The organism is Enterobacter cloacae complex sp. 6730903, from assembly GCF_048283985.1.
In the GTDB taxonomy this organism is placed as follows: domain Bacteria; phylum Pseudomonadota; class Gammaproteobacteria; order Enterobacterales; family Enterobacteriaceae; genus Enterobacter; species Enterobacter hormaechei_C.
In genome coordinates this window covers 22,678-29,358 of the sequence record NZ_JBLVXX010000053.1, presented here as the reverse complement: position 1 = coordinate 29,358, position 6,681 = coordinate 22,678, and the positions used below count along the sequence as shown (strand labels likewise).

General features: G+C 52.0%; 6 protein-coding genes. All 6 read right to left on the bottom strand.

Going from position 1 to position 6,681, the window contains the following annotated elements; translation table 11 throughout:
- Positions 1-169: 169 nt before the first annotated feature.
- Complete coding sequence (gene cor, locus ACNQ0W_RS21755; RefSeq protein WP_017382566.1) at positions 170-403, bottom strand: phage exclusion lipoprotein Cor; 234 nt, start codon at positions 401-403, stop codon at positions 170-172.
- Positions 404-510: 107 nt separating this feature from the next.
- On the bottom strand, positions 511-1,182 hold the full coding sequence (locus ACNQ0W_RS21750; RefSeq protein WP_116330097.1) for a hypothetical protein: 672 nt from the start codon (positions 1,180-1,182) through the stop codon (positions 511-513).
- The gene (locus ACNQ0W_RS21745) at positions 1,183-1,497 is read right to left on the bottom strand and encodes a hypothetical protein (RefSeq protein WP_116330098.1); all 315 of its coding nucleotides are present in this window, start codon (positions 1,495-1,497) and stop codon (positions 1,183-1,185) included.
- 43 nt (positions 1,498-1,540) lie between these two features.
- Positions 1,541-5,374 carry a phage tail protein gene (locus tag ACNQ0W_RS21740; protein WP_180261517.1) on the bottom strand — a complete coding sequence of 1,278 codons (3,834 nt, stop codon included), beginning with the start codon at positions 5,372-5,374 and terminating at the stop codon, positions 1,541-1,543.
- Between the two features lie 53 nt (positions 5,375-5,427).
- Positions 5,428-6,021, bottom strand: coding sequence for a tail assembly protein (locus tag ACNQ0W_RS21735; protein ID WP_116330087.1), 594 nt, complete (start codon positions 6,019-6,021; stop codon positions 5,428-5,430).
- A 34-nt stretch (positions 6,022-6,055) separates the two neighbouring features.
- Complete coding sequence (locus tag ACNQ0W_RS21730) at positions 6,056-6,667, bottom strand: membrane lipoprotein lipid attachment site-containing protein (protein WP_116330086.1); 612 nt, start codon at positions 6,665-6,667, stop codon at positions 6,056-6,058.
- Between the last annotated feature and the right edge of the window lie 14 nt (positions 6,668-6,681).

Below are 6,681 nucleotides of genomic sequence, written 5' to 3'. Positions count from 1 at the left end.
TGCAATAACGGTACAGCCGTTACGAATAAGAGAACCAGCAGCAGTGAAGTTTGTGCCGGTACCTGTAAGGGTGTTTCCGCTGATGGCGATAGTGCCAGTAGTATAAATCATGTTTTCTCCAGGCAATAAAAAAACCCGCCGGAGCGGGGTTTGTTCAAAACTGAATGGGTTAGTGGCAGGTGGTGCTGGTGAACGTGTTGGCGCTCACCCATGACCAGTTAAAGGGATAACCGGCGCGGTACTGCGTCTGATTGTTTTGTTTACGGACTCCGTAGATCTGGACGCTGCTTTCCTGTCCGCCGACCAGGGCTGTTCCGGTGCATACGGGTTGCTGCTTCTCAATAACGCCAGCGCAACCGGAGAGCAATACCGCTACCGCCAGGCAAAGAATCATATTTTTCATAGTGGTTATATCCCAGGGCATTCATGAAACTACACAATAACAATATGAATCAATGGGATATAATTGATTTGGTAGATCAATTATTCAAAATTGATCGCTAAAAACGATCAATCATAATTGGCGCAGTTAATGGCCATAATCACGTTCCTCAGATTCGAATACGCGACGTTCTGAAGGTCGCCGCCGGGGGTTGTCTGCGGCCTGGCGAATATCCGCGTATTGCTTCCCTCAAGTTTTGCCATGCTCTTGTATATGGCCGAGTAGGGCTGCGGTTGACCGCCAGCCGATACAACCCCGGTAATTAGCCCCAGCATGGCAGGCATGCAGGCCCACTTCCCCGCCAGAGTTGTATTGATGTTGTATCCTGAGCTGGCATCCACCCCGGCGGTACCGAGGGTGACAACATCGCTCAGCGTGCGCGTTTCGTTTGTTAAAATCAGCGTCCCTGATGCATCCCACACAGCCAGCCCGTAGTCTGGCTTTGTCTGCGGGAAAATAGAGAAAAAATAAACGTACGCTGTGCCGGTTGCATTCGGTCTGAGAAAATCAATCGTGATGGTGTTCCCGCTTATCGTCTGAGTGATTTCGACCTCAACCGTGCAATGAACGAAGGCGACAACAGGCTGACCTGCGGGGAATGTGTGCGTCACTTTGGTATTAAACCCCGATGTTCCCTGAAGTGCCGCTGTCTTTCGTGCCTGTAGAGCGATTGGCGAGCTGTTCGCAGTCACCCATACTTCCCCGCTAGTCGTCGTCAGTAAAACGCCATACTCCGCCATTTATGCCCTCTCGATCTGGAAAATGAGATAAGCCGCTGCCGCAGGCTCAGTCCCTGCTGAGTAGTCGGTATCGCCTACTGCTGACACTGTTGCGGTTCCCCCCAAAATAGTGATCTTCCTCCGACTCGTTCCAAACTGATCACCGTTCATGCTCTGAAAATAGGTCAGCCTGCAACCCGGTGGAAGCGCTACGGTGTAAGAGCCTGTTTTCTGGTTCTGGGCCAGCTGGAGATAGCCACAAACGCTGACAGGCTTAACGCCATAGTTATTTACATTGCCTGAGGCGTCCCATGTCTGAACACCATATTCCGCCATCCAGTCCTCCTGAAAAAAAAGAGGCCCCGTAGGAGACCTCCCGTTACCATGTTCCCGTGATTCTCCCGATCTGCACCCTCAACACATTGTTGGCATCCTTGACACTGATCGTTTGATTAGTCTGCTTCATGGCTCCCTCACCAGCTGTCGAACCGTAGTTCTCAAACGTACCTCCCTTATCCAGCCTCCATCCGACTGAGCCAGCGACATAGTTATTGGACTGGATGTAGTTGCCAATCTTGGCGTTGCCGATGGTGCCGTCCTGAATGAAGGTTTCCCGGATAAACACCTGCCCGTTCTGGATAACGAACGGCAGTGTAACCGCTCCCCCCGCCTGCGCCATTACCGCGAAACGGTCAGCCACAAACAGCACCTGTGATTGCATGCCGGACGGCGTATTCTCAACACCTATCCCCATACCAGCAGCATACTGTTTTCCGTTCGCATCCACGGCAACCTTGATGCTGTACATCGCCTTCAGGTCGCCGTTGACGTTCGCAATGGCCTGAGCGTTGGTTGTGATGGCTGATGTGTGCCCGTTGATGGTCGCCGTAATGTCGTTTATCTGCGTGGCCGTGGCCTGCTGATAACTGGAAAACGTCTGGTTCAGGCTGTTGATTGCTGCCTTGTTGCCGTTCACGTCAGTCTGCAAACTCAGCAGCGAACGCGCTGTTGCCTCCCTGTCGCTTGCCATAACATTATCAATACGATCGATGCTGGCCTTACTGTCACCGTACTGCGCGCTGAGTCTCACCTGCTGATCAACCTGCGCCAGCGTACTCGTTATTAGCGCGATGGAGTTACTCTGAATGCCGCCGCTGGCAGTATCTGTCCTTGCTCCCAGTTCCTCCAGACGGGATGCCATTGATGAAGTCGTGTCGGTGACAACCTGTCGCAACGTGGTAATATCAGCAGTGTTTTGTGAGCTGGCTTGTTCAGCTGCATCTGCCTTACCTGATGCAGCGTCAGCTTTACTCGAAGCCGAATCAGCTTTATCAGAAATGACCTGAGTACTCGCAGTAAGCTGGTCGACAGCTGTCGCCCTCGCCTGCGTTTCATCTGACAGAGCCTGCCTTACCTCGGTAATTCCCGCCTCGTTCTGCTCAGTTTTTGCCTCAAGACGAGTAACATCCGTGACGCGAGCCTCCGTCTCAGTGGCGATCACCTCCCGGAGCTGTTCGAATGTCGCAGAGTTAGCGCCCTGTTGGGCTGTCTGGCGCACGACAACATCGGCAATAGCCAGCGCGTTGCCGATGATTGCTTCTGCTGTCTGCTTATTCGAGCCAACCGCAGCAGCAAGGCCGTCTGCGTTCTCTTTGATTGCATCAGCCAGTTCTGCGAACTTTTCACTGCTCTCCACCGCGCTCTCGATCAGGTCTTTGAACGTATCAGTCTCTTTAATCTCCTCCAGGATTGCATTGGTGATATCGGATACATCAATGCTGGCCTGCCCGCGCACCCATTCTGTGTAACCTGATTCGTTGCCGCTGCGGTCCACCAGCTGCGCGCGATACCAGAAAATCTGCCCCGCCTTAAGGCCCATCTGCTGATACTTGCGCTGCGGATAGGGTACGTCTGCCAGCAGCATCGCATCGTCTTCCGTCCCGGTCAGGCTGTACTGAATTTCCGTCTTCAGCGTGTCGTCGGTGTTCGCCGGGAATCCCCAGCTCAGCTCGATACCGAAAACCACATTATCAGAAGCGATGAAGCCGACCGGTTTCGGCGGATTGCCCACTTTCCCCGTCAGCGTTTTCTCTTCTGAATAGCCCCATCCGGACGAGATTTCTGCGGCATTGATTGCGCGTACGCGCACCAGGTAGCGCCCGGCATAAATCCCGGGGACGTCGAATGACGTGGTGGAGCTGCGCGGCACGTTAACCCAGTTCCCGTCGTTGCGGCGCCATTGCGCTTCATAGGCGATAGCGTTCTGCGCCTGGTCCCAGCTCACGCGCATCGTTTCGACGCTGATATTTTGCTGCACCACAGAAAACGAGCTGATCACGATGTTCGCAGGCGGCGACTGGTTGCCCGGCGGGATCACGCTCACCGGCCGCTGGTCAATAATGGCTCCGGTATCGATTCGGGCATATTTATCCGGATCGTGCCATGCACCGGTAATGGTGAAAGTGCCATCATCGTTATCAGCGACACTCACAACACGATACTGCTGCGCGTAGAGTTCGTTTGACTCAACCACCCAGACAGCTTCGGCCTGAGGCGTCTCACTGTACGCGGTGGTGACTGTGACCGATTCCCCGTTAACCGCCTGAATGGTCCTGCTCTGTGACGCTCCGGAGGGAAGGTTGAGGATAAGGCGATCACCTGCTGCTGCATCAGCTACACGGTCAAGTTTGATAACGCGACCATTCACGGCGCTGATGCGTCCGCCCATAACCTTTCCGGAAAGCAGCTCGTCTGCCACAGCGATGATATAGCCAGGCTGCGGTATGTTTCCGTCCAGCCCGACATCGAACGAAACAACGCGATCCTTGTTGTTGGTGAGAATACCCCAGCGCCCCTTTCGGTTCGCTTCTGACTGTCTGGTACAGCCGATGGCTGTCATTTCCAGCTGATTGAAGCCGTACCGCGCTACCAGCGCCTGCTCGAATACGGGTTCCATCGCGTCAGCGTAGGCGTTACCGGGATCGGACCATGAAACCAGCGCTGTAGTGTAGCGGGTTTTCGTGGTGCTGCTTGAATAGGTGAAGCGACCGCCAACAACGTTAGCGCGCGTGTAGCTGTAATCCACATCACGGGGCATATCGGCCAGAGCAACGATCTGATCGCCACCCCAGTACGTCATGCCACGGAATATGGCCGCAAAATCACGCAGGACTGTATAAGCGTCGTTTCGGTCCTGGATGTACACGTTGCAGGTATAGCGTGGTTCTGTTCCATCGCCACCCTTACCGTCCGGCACCATCTGATCGCAATACTGGGCGACCTGATAAAGCGTCCACTTATCGATGTTAGCGGCAGTCAAACGGTGACCGAGGCCGAACCGGTCAGAAACAACCAGATCGTAAAAAATCCACGCAGGGTTATCCGTCCATGCCCACTTAAACGCCCCGGTCCATGTCCCGCTGTAAGAGCGGGTTTCTGGGTCGTAAGTATCAGGAACCCGAATAACGCGGCCACGTGGCTCACAGGAGATCTGAGGTATAGAGCCATTGAACTGGCTGGAGTCGAATTCGATGTACAGCAGCGCGGTGTTCGGATATCGCAATTTCGCATCAATCACCTCAGTGAAGCTCTGTAGCGTCATCGTGTCGCCGATTTTCGCGCTGTTGGCGTCAGCGGTAATTTTGCGTAGTCTGATTGTCCAGGTGCTGCCCGCCTGAGGTAAATCAATACGGTGGCTACGCTCATAACCTGAGGTCGTTTTCCCGGTCACACTGGTATTGAGGACTGTCTGCCATGTCCCGCCGTCCGTCTGCAAGTCAATCGCATAATTAACCGAGTAACCAACCAGATCGCCATCGTCCTCCTGCTTGAAAATCGAAGGCCATTTCAGGCGTAAACGAACCGCTGAAAGCTGTGTATTGGTGAAGGTTCGTGTCCACGCTGTAGCGCTCGTTACCTCGGTTCCCACGCTGATTTCGTTTTCTGTACCGGGAATGCCCTGAATGTACTTCTGGGCCTGAGTACCCGCGCGAAATTCCCACGTAACGCCGCTGAAGTTTTGGGAGCCGTCGGCGTTCTCCAGCGCCGTTCCGTCCAGGTAGATATCCTTCCCGGTGAGCTGTCCAGCAAACTCCCCTTCCCCAAGCGCAACGAGGATCTTTGCCTTCGCTACAGATTGCAGATCATCAGGCTGTTCGGTAGGAGTTCGGGAACTGGAGCTCCCCCCTTTTCGTCCGGTAATTTTATTCGCCATATCGCGCCCATAAAAAAAGCCACCCGAAGGTGGCTTGTAAAAAGGTTTGTTATCTACTGCTGATCCTCGACATAAATCCCGGCGGAAATAATTGCCCCGCCGATTCGCCGGCGGCCGTAAAGGAGCGGAACCGGGTAACCCTGTGCGGCGGTATTTGTCACCCCGCCGAACGCATACGATGCACGGTTATCAGCGCTTTGTTTGCTGGCCAGGCCCCCGGGTTGAGGCGAAAGCATCTGAACAACTCCACCCAATATCATGGCTGCACCAAATTTGTATCCAAACGCAGAAATCGGGTTTCCCGGTGCAAAATAACTGCCAATTGCAGATGCCGCAATAATTACTGCACCAAGAATAGTCTGTAGCAAACCATCCTTTTTACTTCCTATTATTACTGGAACGATTCTGATGACCTCTCCTGTGACTGGAAAACCAAGGTCATCTACTCCTATATTTTTCTTCCCTTTGAAAACAGCAAAGGTTAGACCACGACTTTTACTGCTGATCATATAGCTTTCAAAGCCGGGGATAGTTTTAGCGAGGGCCGTTCCAGCTTCAGATACTTTATTGATAAGGCGGTGATGGATCTTTCCAAAAATTTTACCCGGCTCGCCACTTAGCTCAATTCGCGTCATTACCTCTTGCATGCCATCTCCTAAAATCACCTTCGGCTCTTAAAGTTTAAAACCCATTAGAGTAATTATCTGCGCCAAATTTTTTAGCGTCAGCTCTTTTCATCGCGTCAGTATAATATTCATATTTGACGCTTATAACACCATTTGGGTCACCAGCATTTGCATTGTATGGCACAGGGCGAGCAGACAGCGTGACTTTCATACCATTAAAATCATAATCACGATGCCATTCTCCACAATTGGTTTTTTTCAGACAGTTATAAAAGCCGTGTTTTTCATCGCTAACACTTTCCTTTACAAGAACTGGAGCGCCATATTTTCCATCTAGAATATTACTAATGTCTTTATATACCTTAGCGCCCTCAATGAATGACGTTGAATTTTTATCGACGTTAACTGAAAAGGTTATGTGAGTTAGGCCTCTACCAGCTATAAACATTAAGTTATAGCGCCCTGCATAGGTTGAAGGAATAGGCGCGGAGTCCGAAGCTGCAAAAACAACTTTCTTTTCGTCACCATCTACCTTTAAACCATCTATATTTTGTGCCAATGTATCTTTAACTGATTGCCCCCATTTGAAACCAAATGGAGCTTCAGGCAAATCATCACAAGCAGATAAGAAAAACACAGCAAAAAACAGACATAATAACTTTTTCATAATCCCTCCCTTCA